The organism is Candidatus Leptofilum sp. (genome assembly GCF_965223525.1).
GTDB lineage: Bacteria > Chloroflexota > Anaerolineae > Promineifilales > Promineifilaceae > Leptofilum.
Map to the genome: position 1 here is coordinate 555,819 of NZ_OZ245005.1, position 21,139 is coordinate 576,957.

Consider the following 21,139-nt stretch of genomic DNA (forward strand, 5'->3'; position numbering starts at 1 on the left):
CAGAAATTTTATGAGTGAACTAACAACACCTGAACCCAAAACCGACCTGCTATCACGGCCTTTGTTGGCCAGCATGAATATTGATTGGGAAAAAGCCGCCTATCTGCTGATTTTGCTGGCCGCCATCGTTACCCGCTTTTGGGGGCTGGGCGACCGGGTGATGAGCCACGATGAAAGCCTGCACACCCAATTTTCCTACCAATTTTTCATTGGCGATGGTTTCAGCCACACACCCCTGATGCACGGGCCGTTTCTGTTCCACATCACGCCCATTTTTTACTGGCTGTTCGGGGATAGTGACTTTTCGGCGCGGGTGCCGGTGGCTATTTTTGGCATTATTTTGGTGGCCATGCCTTACTTTTTGCGCCCCTGGCTGGGCAAAATTGGGGCATTGGTCACGAGCTTCCTCTTCCTCATTTCCCCCTACCTCACCTACTACTCCCGCTACATTCGCCATGATATTTACGTCATCGTCTGGGCAATGATCATTTTCATTGCCATTTGGTATTACTTCCAAACCAAAGAGGACAAATATTTGTGGTGGTTTGCCGCTGGCAATGCCTTAATGTTCTCTACCAAAGAGGTTTCTTTCATTTATGTGGCAATTTTTGGCAGCTTTTTGATTATTCGGCTGCTGCCGCAGGTTTGGCTGGCTCCCTGGCTGCGGAACAATTTAAGCAAGCTCACCTCGCCCGTGCTGCTGGCACTGCTGGGCCTGCTGATGGTAAGCGGCGGTCTGTTGGCAGAGCAGTTCATCGCCGGGCAAGAGGCATCGACCCTGTCTGAAGAAACGGGCGTTTTTGCGGCCGATCCTGAGGAAGATGCCCTGGTTGTCACCAGTGGCGAAGAAGCCAGTGCGGTAGAAACGCGCCTAGGCTGGGTAGAAATTATTGGCATTATCGCTTTTAGCGCGGGTCTGTTTTGGATGGCGGCTCGGTTTCGGCCGTTTTTGAAGAATTACGCCGAATTTGATCTGATTGTGCTGTTTACCACGCTCATTTTGCCGATGGCCTCGCCGCTGCTTGTGGTGTTGGCGGGCGGCAATCCGCTGGATTACACCAATCAGATGAATGGTTGTTTGGTAGCCGGGCAAGAGACGATGACGGCCGTTCAAATCTTCTTTGCCCGCGTTTTCAGCCTCACCTGCTGGGGCAGCTTCGTCAACTCCTCCCTCTTTTTAACGGCACTGTTCCTCATAATCACAGCGGCAGCTGCCATCTTGGTGGGCCTGTGGTGGGACCAACGGCGCTGGGTTATTGCGGCACTCATTTACCACACCATCTTTTTTGTGCTGTACACTTCTGTTTTCACCAACATTGGGGCGGGCTGGACCAGCGGCACGATTGGCTCGCTGGGCTACTGGCTGGAGCAGCAGGAGGTCCAGCGCGGCAATCAGCCAGGGTTCTACTACTTCTTTGTGGTGCCATTTTACGAATTTTTACCGCTAATCTTCTCGCTGTTGGCCATCCGTTTCTGGCTATTGAAGCAAAAAATCAATCAGGTGACGGGGTATTGGCTGACGGCCGTTCTCCTCGCCTTGTTAGGGTACAGCCTAGGCAACTGGGTGTTCAACTTAGAGAATCTTGCCAACGATTTGCCCACTAACCGCCTGCCGGGAATTTTGATTGGCCTGCTCATTCTGGGCGTGGCAATTGTAGCTTGGCTCATTATCCGGCGGGGGCAAATTTTGCAGGCACATGGCCTGGAAAGCAACCTATTTGGGCTGTTGAGCAAGGACATCATGTGCGATTTTGTGGCCTTTGCGAGCTGGTGGCTGGTTCTCACCTGGGTCGCCTACACTGTCGCCGGGGAGAAAATGCCGTGGCTAAGTACCCATTTTGTTATTCCGATGGGTCTGCTGGCGGGCTGGTACGTTAACGAACGCTTTAAGGAATTTGAATGGCGCGATCTGTTCTCGCGGCAGGCGTTGCTATTTGCCGGATTGACTTTGGGATTGATTGTGGCCATTTTTGTGGCACTGGGGCCTGTTTTGCTAGGCCGCGTGCAGCTTGGCAACCAGCAGCTTGGCAACCTGACCCAGCTTGGGCAATTGCTGGGCGGCATTGCCCTGGCAGCCATCGTCTTTTGGTTTTGGCAGCAGGCGCGGGAGGAGGTAAACGGCCGTCTCCGCCGACCCCTCGTCATTTTGAGCGTCTTCATCTTGCTCAGCCTGCTCACCATTCGCTTTACCTACCTCTCTAGCTGGCCCAATGCCGATTATGCCCGCGAATTTATGGTGTATGCCCACGGCGCACCCGCCGCCAAAAGCATGGTGCTAGACCAGATCGAAACGCTTTCCACGCGGATGCACGGCGACAAAAGTTTGCGCGTGGCCTTTGGTGGCAGCGGCGTTTCCTGGCCGTTTACCTGGTACATGCGCGAATATCCCAACCGCGTCTACTTTGGCGAAAGCCCGTCGGCCACGTTAAACGAATCGCCCGTGGTGATTGTGGGACGCAGCAATTGGGACGAGGTTGATCGGCTGCTGGGGAACAATTACACCTACCGCACCTTCACCTACCTTTGGTGGCCGATGGAGGAGTATCGTAACATTAACTGGGCCGCCATTTTGGGTGATCCCAATCGGGACGCGGGGGTAGAGCGACGCGGCTTGCTCAACCCGGACGTACGCCAGGCACTGTGGGACATCTTCTTCTACCGCGATTTCAGCACCTACAGCCAGGTTTTTGGCGGCACGCTCACCGACGGCCAATGGCCGCTGCGGGACGATTTGCGCCTGTACTTACGTAAGGATGTGCTGGCCGATTTGTGGGATTACGGGGTAGAAACCGTCGGTGCGCCAGGTTTGGAAGTGCCTTACGAAGAGGGTGAAATCCAGATGGTGCCGGAGCTAGTCATTAACCCCAGCGGCATTGCCGGTGTGGCGGATGACCAGCTTTTTGCCCCGCGTGATGTGGTGGTGGGTGAAGACGGCCGTATCTACATTCTCGATTCCGGCAACCAGCGTGTTCAGATTTTTGATGCCACAGGACAACTGGTTGATAGCTTTGGCGGCCCCGGCACGGGCAACGGCCAGTTCAATCTGGAAGGGCAAGGGCCGTGGGGTCTGGCCATTGATGAACAGTTTGTGTACGTGGCCGATACCTGGAACCATCGCGTACAGCAATTTACGCTAGATGGGCAATTTGTGGGCAGCTACGGCCGTCCCGGCAACAGTGTTGATGATCCGCAGGGGCAAGGGCTGGGGCTGTTCTTTGGCCCGCGCGACCTGGCTCTTATTGACGATAGGCGTGTCCTGGTAACAGACACGGGTCACCATCGCATTCAGGTGATGGATGCAAACGGAAACTTCATCGGGCAGCTTGGGGCTGGCAGCGACCAGTTTGGCGCAGCGTTGGGGCAGTTCTACGAACCAGTGGGCATTGCCACCGGATCCGATGGGTTTGTGTACGTGGCTGATACGTGGAACGGCCGTATCCAACAGCTTACCGCCGACTTGATTCCAGTAAACGAATGGCTGCTGGACACTGGCTGGCCAGCCAACACCTCGGTGAACAATAAACCGTACCTGGCCGTAGACAGCGGGGGCCGCGTTTATGTTACGGACCCAGAAGCGGCGCGAGTGCTCATTTTTGACCAGACGGGCAACTACATTGGCAAATTTGGGCAGTTTGGCACGGATACCAACAGCTTTAACCTGCTCAACGGCATTTTCATTGACCAGCAAGACAATATCTATGTGGTAGATGCGGGCAATAACCGCGTACTGAAATACCCTCCGATTTTTGGCCCGGCCATACCCGTTGAAATTCCGCTGGAAGAGTCGGTTGAAGAGGAGCCAGAAGACACCATTGATGAAGAGGCAGAGGACGCGCCACTGGAAGATGCCGAAAATGAGGACGATGCCGAAGAAGAGCCGCTAGAGGAGGAAGAAAGTGAGGATGAGACGGCCGTTGACCCCACCGAACCGCCTGCCGATGAGAGTGACAATTAGACGGCCGTAATTTGATAGGGGTTGGTAGGGGCAAGGCAGTTGGCCACGATCCCCCGATTTTCGACAAAACACCCTCTCCAACTGCCTCGCCCTTACTTCAATCGGAGGACGCATGGATTTTGCAGGCAAGGTTGTTTTAGTCACAGGCGGGTCGCGGGGCATTGGCCGGGCGATCTGCCAACAGTTTGCCCAGCATGGCGCACAGGTGGTGGTCCATTACAACCGCAACCAAGCCGCCGCCGAAGAAACGGCCGCAACCCTTGCAGGCCAAAACCACCACATCGCCCAAGCAGAAATGGCCGATCCCAAAGCGTTAGAGCGGTTGGTAGCAGAGGTGATGGAGAAGTACGGTCGTATTGATATCTTGGTGAACAATGCGGGCATCTATAAAGAACATCCGCTGGCAGAAGTAAGTTTTGCAGCGTGGCAGGCGGCATGGCAACAAACGTTGTCCGTGAATCTGGTGGGCGTGGCAAACCTGAGTTACTTGGTAGGGCAGCAAATGATTCGGCAGGGATACGGCCGTATCATCGCCGTTTCCTCGCGGGGTGCCTTCCGGGGCGAACCCACCGCCCCAGCCTACGGTGCCAGCAAAGCGGGGCTGAACGCCATGAGCCAGTCGCTGGCAAAATACTTGGCACCGTACAACATTTTTGTCGGCGTGGTGGCTCCTGGTTTTGTAGAAACCGACATGGCCGCCGAGCATCTAGCAGGCGACACAGGCAACGCCATTCGCAGCCAAAGCCCCCTTAACCGCGTGGCTACGCCCGATGAAGTCGCCTACCCCGTCCTCTTCTTAGCTGCCGAAGGCACTCAATTCCTCACTGGAGCCATCGTAGACGTCAACGGTGCATCCTACCTCCGCACCTGATCCCCTCAAACCTGTCCGGTTTTTTCCGCTGGCTTGCACAAAGTTGCCCCATTGCCTAAACTCCGAACAGCTCGATTTCTTCAACACAAAGGTGGTTAATGACTGTCAAAAATAATCACAATACAGCCCAGGCAGGACGATTTGGCACGTTTACAGGTGTCTTTACCCCCAATATTCTCACCATTTTAGGCATTATCCTCTTCCTGCGCGTGGGCTGGGTGGTAGGCCAAGCTGGGCTGTGGGGAGCGTTGGCCATCGTGGTGCTGGCTAACCTCATCTCTTTCCTCACCGGTTTGTCGCTTTCGGCCATTGCCACCAGCATGGACGTGCGTGCCGGGGGCAACTACTATCTCATCTCCCGCTCGTTGGGACTGGAAGTGGGTGGGGCGATTGGCATTCCGCTTTATCTCTCTCAGGCAATTTCCATAGCGTTTTATATCATTGGCTTTACCGAGGCGTTGCTGGCCATTGAGTTTTTTCAAGGGATTGATCCCCGGTTGATTGCCACGGCCGTTGCCCTTCTTTTTGCCGTCATTGCCTACATTGGGGCTGATTTTGCGCTGCGTATCCAGTTTTTCATCCTGGCTGTGCTAGTCATCGCCCTGATTTCCTTTTTTGCAGGCGGTTGGGACAGCTTTGGCACGATCAATTTTTCGGCTAACTACACCATAGGCAACAGCTTCTGGACTGTATTTGCCGTCTTCTTCCCGGCTGTGACTGGGATTGAGGTGGGCATCAGTCTCTCTGGCGATCTAAAAGACCCTAGCAAAAGCATCCCCCGTGGCACGATTGCCTCGATTGCAGTAACGGCCGTTGTCTACATCCTTGCCGTTATCTGGTTTGCCACCCACCTCACCGCCGACGAACTGATCAACAATAATTTGGCAATGCAAAGCGTGGCATTTGTACCTGGGCTTATTTTGGCAGGGGTCTGGGCAAGTACCCTCTCATCAGCGTTGGGCAGCGTGTTGGCCGCGCCACGCACCCTGCAAGCCATCGCCCAGGATCGCGTGCTGCCCGTGTGGATGGCCGGCAAAATGGGCAGCCAAACCGAACCACGTGTGGCTGTACTCATCTCTGCCATCATTGCGGTTATCGTCATTTGGCTAGGCGATTTAGATTTTGTCGCACCCATTATTTCCATGTTTTTTCTAAATACCTACGGCATGGTCAATCTGGTGGCCAGCATTGAGAATTTGGTAGGCAATCCCAGCTATCGCCCTCAATTCAAAATCCCCTGGTTTATCTCTATGCTGGGGGCAATTGGCTGTTACGGAGCCATGTTCCTCATTAGCCCAGTGGCCACAATAATCGCCATTGTCATTACCTATGGTGTCTTTTTTGCCCTGGAGCAACGGCAGGTGCGGCACACCTGGGGAGATGTGCAAATTGGCATCTGGATCGCCATTGCACGTTATGCTCTACTGCAAATGGAAAAAGAACGCCCCACCCCCAAAAATTGGCGACCCAACCTGATCGTATTTACGGGCCAACCACACAATCGGGAGCAGCTTGTTGCCGTGGCCGACTGGCTCAGTCGCGGACGCGGCATTGTGACATTCTTCCAGCTCATCATTGGCGATGTAGAGAAGCTGGTTGGCAAAAATTTACGAGAAACGGCTCGCAGGCAAATTCGCAACTACATTCAAGACCATCGCATGACGGCGTTTGCCGAAGCGGAAGTCGTTTCTGATTTCAAGCAGGGTGTACTAACATTGGCCCAAGCACATGGCATTGGCAATCTGACCTCTAACTCCATTTTGATGGGGTGGAGCCGCACCGAAGCAGGGCGCATCACGCAGATGGAGCTGATGCGGCAGCTAGTTGCTGTCCGTAAATCCGTACTCTTCCTGAATTATGATGATGCACGCGGGTATGGCCAAAAGCGCGTTATCAACATTTGGTGGCAGGGGCGCGGTGGCAATGCCGATCTGAAATTATTACTTGCCTACTTAATCCAGCGGCATGGTGATTGGTTTAAGGCGGAAATTCGGCTTATACGAATCATTGATGGTGAGGAAGGTGTGACCCAGACGGAGGCGCATTTGGAGCAGATGCTAGACGATGTGCGCGTGGAGGCAGAGCCAGTTGTTATTGTACGTGAGGATCCACAACAATCTATTGCTAACCTCATTGAAGCAAATAGCTATAATGCCGATTTAACTATATTGGGAATGAAAGTTCCCTCACTCGAAGAAACGGCCGAATACAGTCAGCGCCTCAATGAGCTAGTAAAAGCGGTGGGAACGGTACTGCTGGTACGCAATGCCGAGCTGGGCAAAGATTTGCTGACGACGGGTGGCGAGTAGTTGACCCTGGCAAGGGCAACTCAATCTGGGCTAAGGATTGGAATGACACAACATCCAGATGCGGTGCGGTGGAACGGCCGTTACCAAAACAACGGCCACTATCGGCAGCAAGGCAGCGCCAGCCAATTGCTGCCAGATTTTGCCCATCTGCTGCCCAAAAGTGGCGTGGTGCTGGATGCGGCAGCGGGCGTAGGGGTAAACGCGCTCTATTTGGCTCAACGCGGTTTCTCTGTAATTGCGCTAGATATTTCTGAGGTGGGGCTGCAACTACTGCGGCAGAAAGCAAATGCGTTGAAGGTGGCGGTGGAAACGGCCGTTTTCGACCTCACCAAGCCCACCTTTCCCGCAAACTGCGTGGATGCTATCCTAAACTTCCGCTTCCTGGAGCGTGCGGCCTTCCCCGCTTACAGGCAAGCACTCCGTCCTGGTGGGCTGCTCTTTTTTGAGACCTTCGTCCACACTGGCGCGGGCAGCACGCCCAGCTACTTTCTGGAATCGGGCGAACTGCACCGTGTCTTTGCTGATTTTAAGATTATTCATTCCGTGGAAACGGCCGTGCGCGGCCATCGCTCTGGCAACATGCGCCCCATCGCCCAACTCATCGCCCGCAAACAAAAAAATAGCCACAGGCTTGTGCTGAGCGCAGCCAAAGTAGAACCCAGAGATAAAAGAGAAAAGCTCTAAACTCTCTGTGTCCTCTGCGGCAAAAATTATTAAATCAGACCCATTTCTTTGGCTTTGAGGGCAGCCTGGGTGCGGTCACGCACGCTCAGCTTGCCCAAAATGTTGGTTACGTGGTTCTTTACTGTACCTTCCGTGATGTAAAGCTGATTGGCGATCTCCCGATTGCTAGCTCCGGTAGCCAACACCCCCAAAATTTCCATCTCCCGATCAGAGAGAGGTTCAACGAGTTCTTGCTGTAGCACGGCTTTCCTAGGTTCTGTCATTCGTGAAAATTCAGCTACCACTTTGGCCGCCACCGATGGCTGCAAAAACGATTCGCCTTGTGCCGCTGCACGAATCGCCTCTACCAGCTTGGCGGAGGGTACATCCTTAAGCAAATAGCCAACCGCACCGGCCCGCAAGCCATCAAAAATGTAGTCGTCATCGTCAAAGGTGGTCAACACGATCACGCGGCTGTTCGGGGCCGATTCACTGATTTGGCGGGTGGCGGCCACGCCGTTTAGCACGGGCATTCGCAAATCCATCAGCACCACGTCTGGCACCAATTTTCTCACCGCCTTTATTGCTTCCTGGCCGTTGCTGGCTTCGCCCACCACCTGTAAATCGTCGTGCACCGAGAGCAAGGTTTGCAACCCTTCCCGAAACAAAGCCTGATCATCCACCAACAAAATCCGAATCGTCATAAAAACTCCTGGGCGATCATACCACATTCGGTTCGGTAAGCGTCCTCGAATCAAAACTCAGGCAGGGTTTTTCAGTTGTCGCATTTTTAGGACGCCAACGAGTGCGGGTGACGCGGAAAATTGCTAATAATCTGCGCTCGTCCGCGTTCATCCACGTCCCATTGGGTTGCGAATCGGACTTTTGAAAAACCGTGAAAACTCAGGGACGGACAGCTAAAGGGACAAAGGTGCGGTGAACCTCATCCCAGAGGTAGACAGTGACCGGCACACTGTGACTGCTGGCTACGCCGTTGGAGTATGTTTCGATTTGCAAAGTGCCAGGGTAACTACCGATTGGCTGCCCGTCGAGGCTAAGGTGGAGGGGAACGGCCGTTTCCATCCCAACATCCAAAGAACCAGTCAAAGGCGCGTTCAGGGTGAGGGTCAATGGCAAGGTGGTTTGCAGGGTCATAGTGTAGGCGAGTGGTGCCGTGCCAACATTTTGCAGCGTCACGGAAACCGTTTCGGTGATAGGCTGCTGGGTGGGTGTGTAAACGGCCGTTACTGCCCCCGGCACCACAATCAATTCCCCAACGCCCGCACCCGCCACTTTGGGCATCGCCGCCAGTGCTGCTTCCGCCGGGCGATTGACCATAGCATAGTAGCGCATCTGCTCACACGGGTCGGTAATCCAGGGAGCCACGTTGAAGTTTAGGTTAAAAATGAACATGCCGCCCATCCAGGGGTAATGTGTAGTGGCATATTCGTAAGCGCCAACGAGGTTATCCGCTTGCTTTTGCTCGCTCACAATTTGCCAGGCGCGGCCAGACCAACTGGGGCTGCTCAAACAGTCAGCAGGCGGCTCCACAATCCAGCCAAACTCAGTGGCAAAGATTTGCCTATCCCCCAACCCGTTGGCCTGCAAGATGCCGTAAATCTTCTCGACACCACGGAAACAAAAGCCGTTGGCACAGTTTTGGGTAGGATCGGCCGAAGCTACGTCCGGCGCAGCATCAAAATCGGCACTGTAACCATAGGGATGGTAGCCAAACACGTCGAAGCAGGGGCCGCTGTTGAGGGCTTGCATGGCATCTAGCATCTCCTGCATAAAGATACGTTCATCCTGGAAGAGACCATTGTGCCCGGCATGGCCATTCCACGTTTCGGGCACACGCCCGGTGGGAGCCAGCCCAGCAGAAACGACCACTGCCTCTGGATCGGCAGCTTTGATACGGCCGTACGCTTCACACAGCAGCCGGGCATAATCGGTAGCGTTGGGCGAGACGCCCCAGCCGTAAGAGGCATCCAGGTTGGGTTCGTTGCCAATTTCATAGGCATCCACAAACCCTTTTTGTGACTCGGCCAGGGTTTGTACGCTGTTGCCGAAACCGTTCACGTCGTTCAGGTGGCTGGCATTGGCCTCAACCCGCAGCAGTACCTTCAGCGGCAGGCGGCTACCGGGGCCGTTGAATACCTTGATCCAGTTGAAGCCCATATCTTCCAGCTTGGTGATGTCCCACTCGGCCACGTTAGCACCATAGGCGAAGAGGGGTACGGTCGCTTCGGCCTGGCGTAAATTGTGTAGCAGCAATATGGGTAGAAGAAAAGACAGGGCAAAAACGAAAAGCCGCCTGCCCTGCCAATGATGTTTTTTAGTCTGCTTTGGCTCAATCATGCCCCGATGATAAGCAAAGAAGTTGTGTTAAACCATGAGAAATGAGTAAAAGTTTTGTGACTGTGAAGTTCAAATTCTTCGGTGTAACACAGCTAAGCATCTCATTAATTTGATGATTTTCAGGTGATGAAGAACGGAAAAGCAACTAAAATGCTAAACTTCTTCAATGCGATAGCTGCTGTTGATTTTGGTACCGGAACGATGGAACATCTGGCTGGCAGAACAGTAAATATTCTCCGATAGTTCAATGGCGCGGGCTACATTTTCTTCCTGGATATTCTCACCACGTACAACAAAGGTAATTTCTACCTCCGTATACACTTTGGGATGATTGTCAGCCCGAACCCCAGATATTTCTACCGAAAAATCATGGACGTTTTGGCGCATCTTCTGCAAAATGGAGATGACATCCATCGCCGTGCAGCCAACCACGCCTGCTAGCAAGAATTCCATAGGGCTGCCGCCATGTAGCCCAGCATTGCTGTTCAAATCAAATTCATAACCCGACCCCAACGTGCCATGAAACTGCAATTCCCTGCCTGTCCAGACAACTTTCGCTCTTTTTGCATCGTTCATTTAATTGACTCCTATTAAGTAAGTTGATGTTTAAGGATGCGGAACCAGCCCCGAATCTGGATTCCTGCGAGGACGACGGCCGTTACTAACCACGGATAGTCCTGCCGATAAAATTTGCGGTAAAAAATCTTCATGGCCCGCACCGACTCTTTAGCCACTTTGACCCGCGTTTCCTTCGGCGGCTTGGCAATCTCGGCAGACTCTTTGCGTAGGCCAGAGCTGGCTCCCTTGTAATGCAGTACCTCCACATGCGGGTAATAAATAATCTGGTAGCCCCCCTGCCGGATTCGGTAGCAAAAATCAATATCCTCGCCGTAAAAGAAGTAGGTTTCATCCCAACCACCCAGTTCGCGGCACAAATCCAGCGGCATCAACATATATGATCCGGCAATAACATCCACCGGATGCGTTTGGGTCATGTCTGCGTAGATTTGAAAGTAGCCGTTAAAGCGCGGCGTGTTGGGGAACAGCTTGCTGAGGCCAGAAAAGTGACAAATCGCGTTCCACGGTGTGGGGAAGCCGCGATGGTTGTCTGGGTCGCGCTCGCCATTCGGGTAGATGAGGCGCACCGTGAGGGCACCAATTTCGGAATGCTTCAGCAAATACTCAACTGGTTCGGCCAGGGCATTTTTGCCTACGCGGGTGTCGGAGTTGAGGAAGAGGACAGTACGGCCGTTTGCTACCCCCACCCCCAAATTATTCGCTGCCGAAAAGCCCCGATTGACCTCGCTGACAATGAGCTGCACAGATGGATATTTTTCTTGCACCATCGCCTGGCTACCGTCGCTGGACGCATTATCCACCACAATAACTTCCATGCCGTCAGCCGGAGCCTCTGCCGCAAAAACAGATGCCAAACAGTCGTCTAGCAACTGCCTGGTGTTGTAATTCACAATGACGATGGATAGATCGAGATTGGGCATTTGTTGGCTCAAGGCCAATTACTAGCTAGCAAATAAGTAATTAGTAATTGGGCAATCATAAATGTCGCAAATATTGCTCCGGATTATTCAAAAATGAGCGGGTGATGGTGACGTGTTCTAGCGAATCATACTCGACCAGTTGCGCCGGACTGTAATCGAAACTGAGCAGGGTCGCGCCGGGAAAGGCCATCAAAATGGGCGAATGGGTGGCAATGATAAATTGGCAATTTTGCGCCGCCATCTCCTTCATCATGGAAAGCAGGGTTAGCTGGCGCATGGGCGAGAGCGGAGTTTCTGGCTCATCCAGCAAGTAGAGGCTGTTGGGCTGGAAGCGAGATTGGAACAGCTCTAAAAAACTTTCGCCGTGGGAGTAGGTGTTGAGATGACGGCCGTATTGCCCCCGCAGCGCATTCAATTCCGTCACGTAGGGCATCTTGGCCAGCCCTTTGGCATGGTCAGAGCGACCCACGTAGGTTTTATCCACCTGCTGGATCTCGGCCAAAAGCTCGGCTTCCATTTGGCTGAGTCGCTTGATGTAGCCAAAAAAGTCCTCAGCGCGCAAGAAAAAACCGCTGTGGGTTTTTATTGACCAGACTAGTCGCAAACAATCAGCCAGCCGTCGCACGGGAACCAGCGTGGCGTCGTGGCTAATATCTTCACTGCCAACGGTGTAGGCGGAAACGGCCGTTGCCAACGCCTCAATCAAGGTAGACTTCCCCGACCCATTTTCACCTACCAAAAAGGTCACGGGAGTGGTTAGTTCAATGCCATCTTCCCGCTGCAAAGCGGGGATATTAAAAGGGTATTGCTGCCGTTCAGCATCGTCCAGGGAATCCAGATTGAGGCGAATTGTCCGCAAATGAAGCATGAACGTATTGTCCCACAAATCCAAATGGCTTCCCAATTCAAACCGTTTTTCGGGGGAAAATGAAAAGCAAAACACGAATGCGACGAATATTACGAATGAAACAAATCCTATAGAAAAATTCGTGCTATTCGTGATTCATCTTCTAGCTTAGAGGGAGCAGCACTTTGACCAGTTCGCCTTCTGGCGGATAGCCATAAGCAAAGGAAAGCAGCTCGATGGGATGGACGGAGGCTTGCCCGGTGGCGGCGGTGATTTGCCAGCGGCACGTTTCGCTGTCGCATACGTTGACCGGGCCACCAATTTCCTCGATGAACTCAAATAACGGCCGTCCCACATCCATCGCCACCTGGTACTTTTCTTCTTTATAGCCGTACGTTCCGGCCACGCCGCAACACGTTGCCTGGCTTTCAATAATTTCTAGCTCTGGAATCAAATCCATGATCTCCACGCTGGGGCGACCAATGCGGTGAGCCTTGAACTGGCAGGGCATGTGGTACGCCAGCCGCAGTGGGATGGATCGCAGCCCGTCAGTTTTCAGTTCGCCAGCGTCCAGCAGCATCGTCAAAAATTCGTTCAAATCGTAGGTGTTGGCCGCCAGCAGTTGGGCATCTTCCGTGAAGAAATCCAGCAGTTCTGGCGCTTCTTCCTTGAGCGTGAGGGTGCAGCTTGTGGAGGTGCCAACAATGACATAGCCCTGCTTCACATACCCCACCAGCTTTTCGATGTTGCTGCCGTGGTAAGCACGGGCGGCATCAAATTCGCCGTTGGAGAGCAGCGGCAGGCCGCAGCAATTTTGCTCTGGCACCAGCACTTCAAAACCGTTGGCTTCCAGCACCTGAACGGCCGCTTTGCCCACACGCGGCTCAAAATATTCGGTTGAGCAGCCCCGAAAGTACACAACTTTGCGGGTCGCATTGGCTGGGGAAGGCCGCCCTTTTAGCCAATTACTAAACTTCTCGCGGGAAAAGACGGGCAGTGGGGCTTTAGAAGCAAAGCCGAACAGTTTGTTGGCAAAAAAGCGGCCCACGCCACCATGCAGCAGAAAGTTTGCCAATGGTGCTACGGGCTGGCCAAATTTTCCTAGCAGTTCTGGCCGGGCAATCAAATTGTTGCGGAGTTTGTTGCGGCCAGACTGGTTGCCTTCGGCCACAATGTCGCCACGGGCGCGGGCGTTGATTTCGGCAATTTTTACGCCGGTGGGGCATGCCAAATTGCAGGCACGGCAGCCGCTGCAATAATCTACTGAGTAATCTGGCGTGGGCTGCTTTCTCTGGCGAAAGCGACCCGCTTGGGGTGCTTCGTATTTGGGGCCAGGGAATAGGTCGGTAACGGCCGTTACCGGGCAAGCCGTGACGCAAATATTACATTTAATACACGCATCCAGCGTCAATTCCACCGGTTCTGCCTTTTCAAATTCGATTACTGTATTTGCTTCCCAAACGTCCCGCATCATTTTTTCCCATTTTCGGTAGAGGCGTACCCTCGTGTCTGCCCAAGCATGGGCAGGCACGGGGTACGCCTCTACTTGGCCAACAAATTGCCTACGGCAAACCCTGTTGCCAGTGCCACGCCTTCAAAGGAGCGTTCCCGAATCACTTCGCTGTGGCTGAGCGTGGTGCCAGCGGCATGTACATTTTGGTACACGGGCTGGCCGCCGCCGTTCAAGGGTTGGAATTTGTCATTCACCGTTAGCCCCGCTCTGTAAACCGGATGCCCCTTCGGAGCCATGAAATCTTGCTCAAACCAGTTCGGGCGGCTTTCTGGCAGCGTCACGGGCAAATCAAACACCGCTTCCTGAGCCGTGCCGTCTTGCCGGGTGACAATGCCCCCGCCCAGAATGCCCCCCGTGGCCACAACGTAACGCGCAAACCTGTGCGGCTTGTGGCGGGCGGCGGCTTCGGTGAGTACGGCCGTTACCAATCCCCCCTCACTTTCAATCCCCACACCTTCCAAGCCGTGATAGACGCGGCCACCCGCTCGTTCAATCGCCTGCAGCAAAATGGCGTGCAGCCGCATCCCCGGCAAGGACGGTGGCAAGCCTGGAATCTCGAACACAGGCACGCCAATCTTCACCTGCAAATCATTTTTAATTGCCAGTGATGGCTTGCGCCCCAAAATCGCGGGCAGCCCGACACGCTTGGCTTGGCCTAACTTCGCCTTGATCTGCTGCGCCAAAGCTGCTCGAAAATCGGCACTTTCCATGAGGCTGCCAATGCTAACTGGCGTGTTGAAGTTGCGCTGCGCCAGTTCTGGTAAATCGAGCATCAAATCAGTTGCATCAATGCCTTGTTTGCTTAAATTTGCGGCGATGATGTTGGGGTAAAAATCTACCAGTTGCTTGATGCCCACGATCAGCATGGGGTCATCGCTTCGCAAATCACCAGCAATCATCGTCTCTGGCGCCAGGCAAGTGGGGCGGAAAGTACCAACGGCCGAAGGCAACAGCCAATTTTTATCCAGCGAGCCATGCAGCGGGTAGCCAGCCTCGGCACACAACGCTTGGAAGGCCGTCAGTGCAGCCTCCACACCTGCCACGCCCACCAGTGCGTAGGGATGCTGGGGCTGGTCGGCAATGAGCTTGGCTAGCGTCACGCCGGGGGATTCCACAGGCTGTGGTTCAGCGACTGGATAGTAGCCCAGCACGTCAATGCAGCCGCTGTGCCAATGGGTTGCGCCCCAGCCTTTGCTAACCAATCGCACCTTTTTTTGCTGGGTGGCAAGCTGCCAAACGGCCGTCAACCCCGCCAACCCCGCACCCATAACTAACACATCATTATGTCTACTCATATTACTGCGTCCGGGTTCTCTTCAACGGTGCCTTTCTCATACATGGCAGGCCCCAGCCGCGACGCTTTCTCGCCGGGCAAATGGTCTGCGTTAAGCACCGATAGATAAATCAGTTCGTCCAGGCGTTCCTGCTTTAGCTGCGCCCCCCAGAGGATGGGCAGCAGCCCTTTCCACCGCTCTTGCAAAAAGTCCCGCAGAGCCACATTGGCCTGTTCAATGGGTAGCTTGTGCAGTTCGTGCCAAATGCCAATGGCGCGCAGCGTGCAAAAGCCACCCTGGCATGGCCCCATCCCCAGCCGCACGTCGCGGCGGATGTCGTCCAATGTCTTGGCCTCGCCTTCGTTTATCGCGCGTTCGATGTCGGCACGGCTAGCCATCTCACATTCACAAATGAGATCGCCAAACGACTTTTGCTGCTCCGTGCGGGCCAAACGCGCCCCCAGCGTGTGATAATTTTTGTTATGGCCTGGCTCAAACGGATGGGGCAACAGCTCCTCGGCAGTGCGGCATTCGCGCTGGGTCTTTAGCTTCTCGCAGACGCGATCGGCCGTCACCTGGGCCATCTGCCGGAAAGTGGTCCATTTGCCGCCAGTGATGGTGATGAATCCTTGCAGGCCGTCTCGCGTTTCATGGTCTAGTAAGGTGTAGGCGCGGGTGACGTCGCGGGTGTCAGCCACTTTGGTTTCCTGGTACAACGGCCGTACCCCACCCCAGGCTCGCAGCATCCGCATCTCAGAAAAGCCCGGCACCAATTTGTCTGCTTCTTGCAGCATCAGCTTCACTTCCCACGGCTCAATGGCAAAATGCTCTGGGTCTGGCACGCTCTCATCCGTCGTGCCAATCACCGAGACGGTGTGGATGGGTACGAGAATGTCGCCGTCGGCCGGCATTTTGCAGCGATTCACCACCGTGTTAACAATGCGGTAGCTCAAGGCAATCATCGTGCCTTTGCCTGCTTGCACGTTCACCTCCACATCGGCCGTTTCCGCAATTTTGCCTGCCCACGCACCGGCGGCGTTCACCACCATGTCTGCCAGAATGGTTACATCTTCGTCTGCTACCAAATCGTAGCAAACCGCACCCGTCACGCGATCTCCTTCACTGATCAATGATTTCAATTCATGGTAGGTGAGGATTTTCGCCCCGTACTGCCGCGCGCCTTCGGCAACAACCTGCGTCGCTAAAAAGGAGTCGGCCGAGCCATCGGGCACGCGGAAGCAGCGGCTAATTTGAGGATTCAGATGTGGCTCCTCGCGCAGCATCTGAGCCACGGAGATTTCTTCGCAGGGGACGGCCGTATCGCGGCAGCCCTGCATAAATTTGTCACCGAAGTCGGGATCGTCCCACGGGGTAGAGACAAAAAAGCCGCTTGTATCTTCCAGACAGTGGGGCATAATTTTACGAAGAATAATGTTTTCTTCGATGCACTCAGTGGCGGCTTTGGGGTCTTTAACCACATACCGCCCGCCACTGTGCAACAGCCCGTGGTAGCGACCAGTGGTCCCATGAGTAAGGTCTCGCTTCTCAACCAGAACGGTTTTGAAGCCACGCTGCGCTAAATCGTAAACCACGCCTGTGCCAGTTGCCCCTCCACCAATGACAAGCACTTCGGTTTCTATCTTTCGCATATTGTATCCTTCTTCATCCTTCAACAAGAGCAATCACAGCTTTTAAGGCTCAACCGTTTTCACTAAGGTGACAGCGGGGCTCCCATCTTACGTCGTTAACTGATTTTGTCAACCAAAATTAGCAAGATTTGACTGATTTCTGTCAGAAACGGCCGTATGCTATTTGTCACTACTCACAGTGAAAGTAGCTAGTTATTTCGTGAGAAATTTTAGTTATGTTTAGGATGGCTCCTCAAGTTGAGAGGGCTTGTCTTGTTGGCTGGAAACGGCCGTTTCACAATTTCGGGAGTTTTTAACTCTATGCAAAACTTAACTGGTTCCATTCTGGTAGTAGATGACAATGTTGTCATTCGCCAAATCATGAAAATGGCACTAGAGCAAAATGGCCATCATGTAACAATGGCCTGTGACGGCCACGAGGCCCTAGCATTGATGAAAGCCCACTTTTTTGACCTGGTTTTGCTCGACATCATCATGCCAAATATGGATGGTTTTGGAGTATTAGAAGCGATGGCTCAAATACCTGACCTGGCTAAAATCCCAGTCATCGTTGTTTCAGCCGACAGCCAGATTGACAGTGCCATTCGCTGCATTCAGCTTGGCGCAGAAGATTATTTGGTAAAGCCTCCGAACCAGACCTTGCTGCGTACGCGAGTAAATTCCAGCTTGCGTAAAAAGTTTTTGCACGACCAAGAACAGGCGCATCAGGCAGAGATGGAACAGTTGTATGAAACCGTTAAAGAAGTCATTGCTGCCAAATCTGAATTTGTTGCCATGGCGGCGCATGAATTGCGGAATCCCATCGCCCAAATTTCCACGACAAATCATCTGCTTGGCAAAGTTGGCCCGCTCAATGAGTTGCAAAAACAACTGCTTGAAAAAGTCAATTTTAGTTTAGAGCGAATGCAGGCACTCATCGTGGACCTGGATGATATTTCCCGACTGGAAGCCGGCAATATACGGTTGGAATTTAGCGAGGTAAATTTTGGGGCACTGTTGGCTAAAATTGCAGAAAGCTTTTCGCAGGATATTAAAGCACATCGGCATGAACTAACGCTAATGATACCTGAGGATTTGCCACCTATTTGGGCTGACCGCCAGCGTATGATTCAGGTAATTACAAACTTGTTGGGTAACGCAATTAAATATACGCCTGATAGGGGAGAAATTACGATAACCGCCGTCCACTTACCACACCATCACACCATCCACCTCACCATTAAAGACACGGGGCTGGGCATCTCACCTGAAGAACAAAAACAGATTTTCTCCAAATTTTTCCGTTCAGACGATGCAAAAGTCCGCGCACGCCCCGGCACTGGCTTGGGTTTGTACATCACTAAATCGCTGGTTGAAATGCAGAACGGCCGTATCTGGTTCGAGAGTGAATTTGGCAGGGGAACCCAGTTCCATTTGATGCTGCCAGAGGCTTCTGCTGAATTAGACAACACAGCAGAAGCCACATATGATATGAGACTGCCCCTCTGAGTTAAAGGAACAAACGCCCCACGAAGACAAAAGCTGCCAGCAGACCCAACACAGCATTCGGCACTAGCATTTGCGTTTCATTGCGCCGAACGTGCGTAACAGCAGCCCCAATCATGGTCAAAACCAGACCTAGGGCGGCAAAACCGGTAAGTTCGGGCACAATATTCAATGCCCAGGGCAAAATGAGGCCAATTGCCCCCAGAATTTCCAAAGCCCCAATCCCCTTAACTGTATTTGCAGAAAAATCTTCAACCCAGGCCATATTTTCAGCTAACTTTTCTTTGGGTTGTGTCAACTTCATGCCCCCAGCCATCAAAAATGCGATTGCCAACAATCCCTGAACGATCCACAATGCTATATCCATCATTTTCTCCTTTTCTTTTCTCAACAAACCCTTAAAGATACTTTGCCTCGATTTTAGCGGACTGGAGTCCGATTCGCAAACCAATGGACGCGGACAAGCGCGGAAAACGCGGATTATTCACTTCTATCCGCGTCATCCGCGTCCATTTAGTGACAACTGAAAACCGTGATGTAGCCCCTCACTTGCAGGGCGAGCCTTACACTTTGCGCTATCATAGAGGGTAGAAAATCCATCTGGAGCAATAAATTGAGTAACTCAACCTCAAAACCAAACGGCCGTTCCGCACATAGTATTAGCAAAAAAGAATTGCGTGCCAGCCTCATCCTCCCTATTGTCATTACCATCATTATTTGGGTGGTTGGGGTGCTGCTTTATGTGGTGACGCCTAGTGAATTTAATACGGCCGTTGCCATCTTCATTAGCCTCGCTCTACTGGCATTCTTACTGTATTGGACTCGCACTGCGGAAAAACGGCTGCGGATGACGGCCGTTGTCATCGCCATTCCCGCCCTCATTGGCATCAGTTTGGGCATGATACAAGGCAGCACCAGCACAACATTGATTGGCATAGGAATCACGTTTCTTTTGCTCTTCCTATACCGTACCTTCAACACCCCCATTTCCTACCGCGTTGCCTTCCGCCGCTTCCGTGCAGGCGACACAACCACTGCGCTGGACCTGGTGAACAAAGCCATTGATGCCCGCCCCGATTTTTGGGAATCTTACCAGCTACGCGCCCTGATTTACCTCACCGAAATGGACTTTAGCCGCGCTGAACGCAGCGCCAAAGAAGCCATTGCCCGCAAGCCCAACGCCCATCCTGTCTACAACACATTGGGGCAAGTTTATCTGGCTGAAGCCAAATTCACTCAAGCGCAAGAAGCATTTGCCCAAGCATTGGCTTTGGAGCCAAGCAATGCGCTCTATCGCTACCACCTGGGATTATGTCAATTTCGGCAAAAAGAATCTCGGGAGGCGGCTGGCAGCTTTTTAGAAGCAATTAGCAGCTCGCTGCGCTTTTTAGAGTATGAATTGCAGGCTCACTACTATTTGTGGCGCAGCCTCATGGAGCTAGGAGAGGATGAGCAGGCCAAAACCGTGCAGGAAAAGATGCAAGCCTTTGCCGAAGGTGTGCCGCTCGTGCAGGAACAACTTTCGAATCAGCCAGATTATCCGCATCTACCTTACTTGCAAGCAGATGCAGCTGATCTGAGTAAACAGTTTGAGTGATAGGCTACGGCATCTTGAAGGTATCAGCACCATGAGGATTGTCTGGGGAAGCGACGCAGCCAGTAAAGGTAAACGCATACAGCGCCAAGCCACGCGCCTGAAAAATGAGGCGCAACGTGTGGCTTTCAAAATCGGGATTGGTGACGAGGTTAACCATTCGAGGGCGATCAATATGGACATAGCTACAGCCGTCCTTGCCCCACATCACATCGCTACCTGCTGCCATTTTTGTAAGGTAACGGCCGTCTTGCACCACTTCAACCACGGGCTCTGCCTCCGTTGGCCGCAGTTCCAGGGCCGTTTCTACTGGATCGGCTGTAGGAGCTAGTACCGCATTTACCGAAACGGCCGAATACGGCAGCACAACCTCTCCACCCTGCTCCCCGGCAAATGCCAACGCCTCCGGCCAGGCACGCCAAATGCCATCTACGTAAAAACGCCCCGCTTGCCACGTTTTCACTGGCGGCAGTTGATAAATGACAGAACTGTTGGGAATATACCCTTCCGGATTACCCAGCGCCCCGCCAAACAAACCGCCACCCTGAAACCCAGCGTGCAGCTCCGGCGTTGGCCGGTAGCACACCGCCCCTGCGCTATCTTCGGCACGCAGCGGCGGCAGCAAATCTGGCAATGGCAAATTGGGCTGACTCAACCGCAGCAGCGTCTGGATCGCTCGCTCCGTTTCCTGGTAGTATCCTTCGCCCTGCCGCTGAAAACGTACATAGCCATCGGCATCAACCAGGAATTTGGTTGGCCATGCTTTGGCCGCAAACTGTGACCAATTTTTCTGCTGATTGTCTAGCAAGATGGGGTACGGTATCTCGAATTCGACAACGGCCGCTTCTAAATGATGCCGAAACTGGGCAAAGCGAAACTCTGGCGTATGGATACCGATGATTACCAGCCCATGTTCAGCATACCGCTGATGCCACTGTTTTAAGTAAGGGAGCGTCCGCAAGCAGTTAATGCAGGTATAATCCCAAAAATCAACCAGAACAACCTTGCCGCGAAGTTGAGAATTGGTGAAGGGACGGCCGTTTAACCACTCTCCCTCTGCCAACGGCGGCATACGGACAATGCGAGGTTCAAGCAAACCACCAATCATAATTTAATTTTAGC

The 21,139-nt window shown here is 53.2% G+C and carries 16 protein-coding genes; 6 read left to right on the top strand and 10 right to left on the bottom strand.

Translation table 11 applies throughout. From position 1 onward, the window contains the following. The first annotated feature begins 10 nt into the window (after nt 1-10). The 4 genes from ACOQPM_RS19500 to ACOQPM_RS19515 all read left to right on the top strand — a co-directional run bounded on the left by ACOQPM_RS19500 (nt 11) and on the right by ACOQPM_RS19515 (nt 7,819). Nucleotides 11-3,955, top strand: coding sequence for a flippase activity-associated protein Agl23 (locus tag ACOQPM_RS19500; protein WP_420631930.1), 3,945 nt, complete (start codon nt 11-13; stop codon nt 3,953-3,955). A gap of 112 nt (nt 3,956-4,067) precedes the next feature. Next, nucleotides 4,068-4,826, top strand: coding sequence for an SDR family NAD(P)-dependent oxidoreductase (locus ACOQPM_RS19505; RefSeq protein ID WP_420631931.1), 759 nt, complete (start codon nt 4,068-4,070; stop codon nt 4,824-4,826). Nucleotides 4,827-4,924: 98 nt separating this feature from the next. Further along, entirely contained in the window at nt 4,925-7,135 is a 2,211-nt protein-coding gene (locus tag ACOQPM_RS19510; RefSeq protein ID WP_420631932.1) for an amino acid permease, read from the top strand. 42 nt (nt 7,136-7,177) lie between these two features. Next, nucleotides 7,178-7,819: a class I SAM-dependent methyltransferase gene (locus tag ACOQPM_RS19515; RefSeq protein WP_420631933.1), complete on the top strand. Its 642-nt coding sequence runs from the start codon at nt 7,178-7,180 to the stop codon at nt 7,817-7,819. A gap of 29 nt (nt 7,820-7,848) precedes the next feature. On the opposite strand, the gene ACOQPM_RS19520 is transcribed toward ACOQPM_RS19515, so the two are convergent. The 8 genes from ACOQPM_RS19520 to glpA all read right to left on the bottom strand — a co-directional run bounded on the left by ACOQPM_RS19520 (nt 7,849) and on the right by glpA (nt 16,938). Continuing rightward, the gene (locus ACOQPM_RS19520; protein WP_420631934.1) at nt 7,849-8,502 is read right to left on the bottom strand and encodes a response regulator; all 654 of its coding nucleotides are present in this window, start codon (nt 8,500-8,502) and stop codon (nt 7,849-7,851) included. 199 nt (nt 8,503-8,701) lie between these two features. Continuing rightward, nucleotides 8,702-10,156, bottom strand: a complete 1,455-nt coding sequence (locus ACOQPM_RS19525; protein WP_420631935.1) for a hypothetical protein — start codon at nt 10,154-10,156, stop codon at nt 8,702-8,704. Nucleotides 10,157-10,309: 153 nt separating this feature from the next. Further along, nucleotides 10,310-10,732 (bottom strand): OsmC family protein, encoded by a 423-nt coding sequence (locus ACOQPM_RS19530; protein WP_420631936.1) that lies wholly within the window; start codon nt 10,730-10,732, stop codon nt 10,310-10,312. Between the two features lie 14 nt (nt 10,733-10,746). Further along, nucleotides 10,747-11,655 (bottom strand): glycosyltransferase family 2 protein, encoded by a 909-nt coding sequence (locus ACOQPM_RS19535; protein WP_420631937.1) that lies wholly within the window; start codon nt 11,653-11,655, stop codon nt 10,747-10,749. Between the two features lie 55 nt (nt 11,656-11,710). After that, a complete protein-coding gene (locus ACOQPM_RS19540) occupies nt 11,711-12,523 on the bottom strand; it encodes an AAA family ATPase (RefSeq protein ID WP_420631938.1) in 813 nt (270 codons plus the stop codon). Nucleotides 12,524-12,665: 142 nt separating this feature from the next. After that, the gene (locus ACOQPM_RS19545; protein ID WP_420631939.1) at nt 12,666-14,033 is read right to left on the bottom strand and encodes an anaerobic glycerol-3-phosphate dehydrogenase subunit C; all 1,368 of its coding nucleotides are present in this window, start codon (nt 14,031-14,033) and stop codon (nt 12,666-12,668) included. Between the two features lie 11 nt (nt 14,034-14,044). Next, nucleotides 14,045-15,310, bottom strand: a complete 1,266-nt coding sequence (gene glpB / locus ACOQPM_RS19550; RefSeq protein ID WP_420631940.1) for a glycerol-3-phosphate dehydrogenase subunit GlpB — start codon at nt 15,308-15,310, stop codon at nt 14,045-14,047. Beyond that, complete coding sequence (glpA, locus tag ACOQPM_RS19555) at nt 15,307-16,938, bottom strand: anaerobic glycerol-3-phosphate dehydrogenase subunit GlpA (RefSeq protein ID WP_420631941.1); 1,632 nt, start codon at nt 16,936-16,938, stop codon at nt 15,307-15,309. The genes glpB and glpA overlap by 4 nt, the downstream gene beginning before the upstream one ends. Before the next feature lie 300 nt (nt 16,939-17,238). Here glpA and ACOQPM_RS19560 point away from each other — a divergent pair, with 300 nt between their 5' ends. Then, nucleotides 17,239-18,426 carry a hybrid sensor histidine kinase/response regulator gene (locus ACOQPM_RS19560; protein WP_420631942.1) on the top strand — a complete coding sequence of 396 codons (1,188 nt, stop codon included), beginning with the start codon at nt 17,239-17,241 and terminating at the stop codon, nt 18,424-18,426. 1 nt (nt 18,427) lies between these two features. Here the strand turns inward: ACOQPM_RS19560 and ACOQPM_RS19565 are convergent, their stop codons facing one another. Continuing rightward, nucleotides 18,428-18,790 carry a DoxX family protein gene (locus ACOQPM_RS19565; protein ID WP_420632430.1) on the bottom strand — a complete coding sequence of 121 codons (363 nt, stop codon included), beginning with the start codon at nt 18,788-18,790 and terminating at the stop codon, nt 18,428-18,430. 246 nt (nt 18,791-19,036) lie between these two features. On the opposite strand from ACOQPM_RS19565, the gene ACOQPM_RS19570 reads away from it, so the two are divergent. Continuing rightward, complete coding sequence (locus ACOQPM_RS19570) at nt 19,037-20,020, top strand: tetratricopeptide repeat protein (RefSeq protein ID WP_420631943.1); 984 nt, start codon at nt 19,037-19,039, stop codon at nt 20,018-20,020. Between the two features lie 4 nt (nt 20,021-20,024). Here the strand turns inward: ACOQPM_RS19570 and ACOQPM_RS19575 are convergent, their stop codons facing one another. Further along, nucleotides 20,025-21,113: a redoxin domain-containing protein gene (locus ACOQPM_RS19575; RefSeq protein WP_420631944.1), complete on the bottom strand. Its 1,089-nt coding sequence runs from the start codon at nt 21,111-21,113 to the stop codon at nt 20,025-20,027. Between the last annotated feature and the right edge of the window lie 26 nt (nt 21,114-21,139).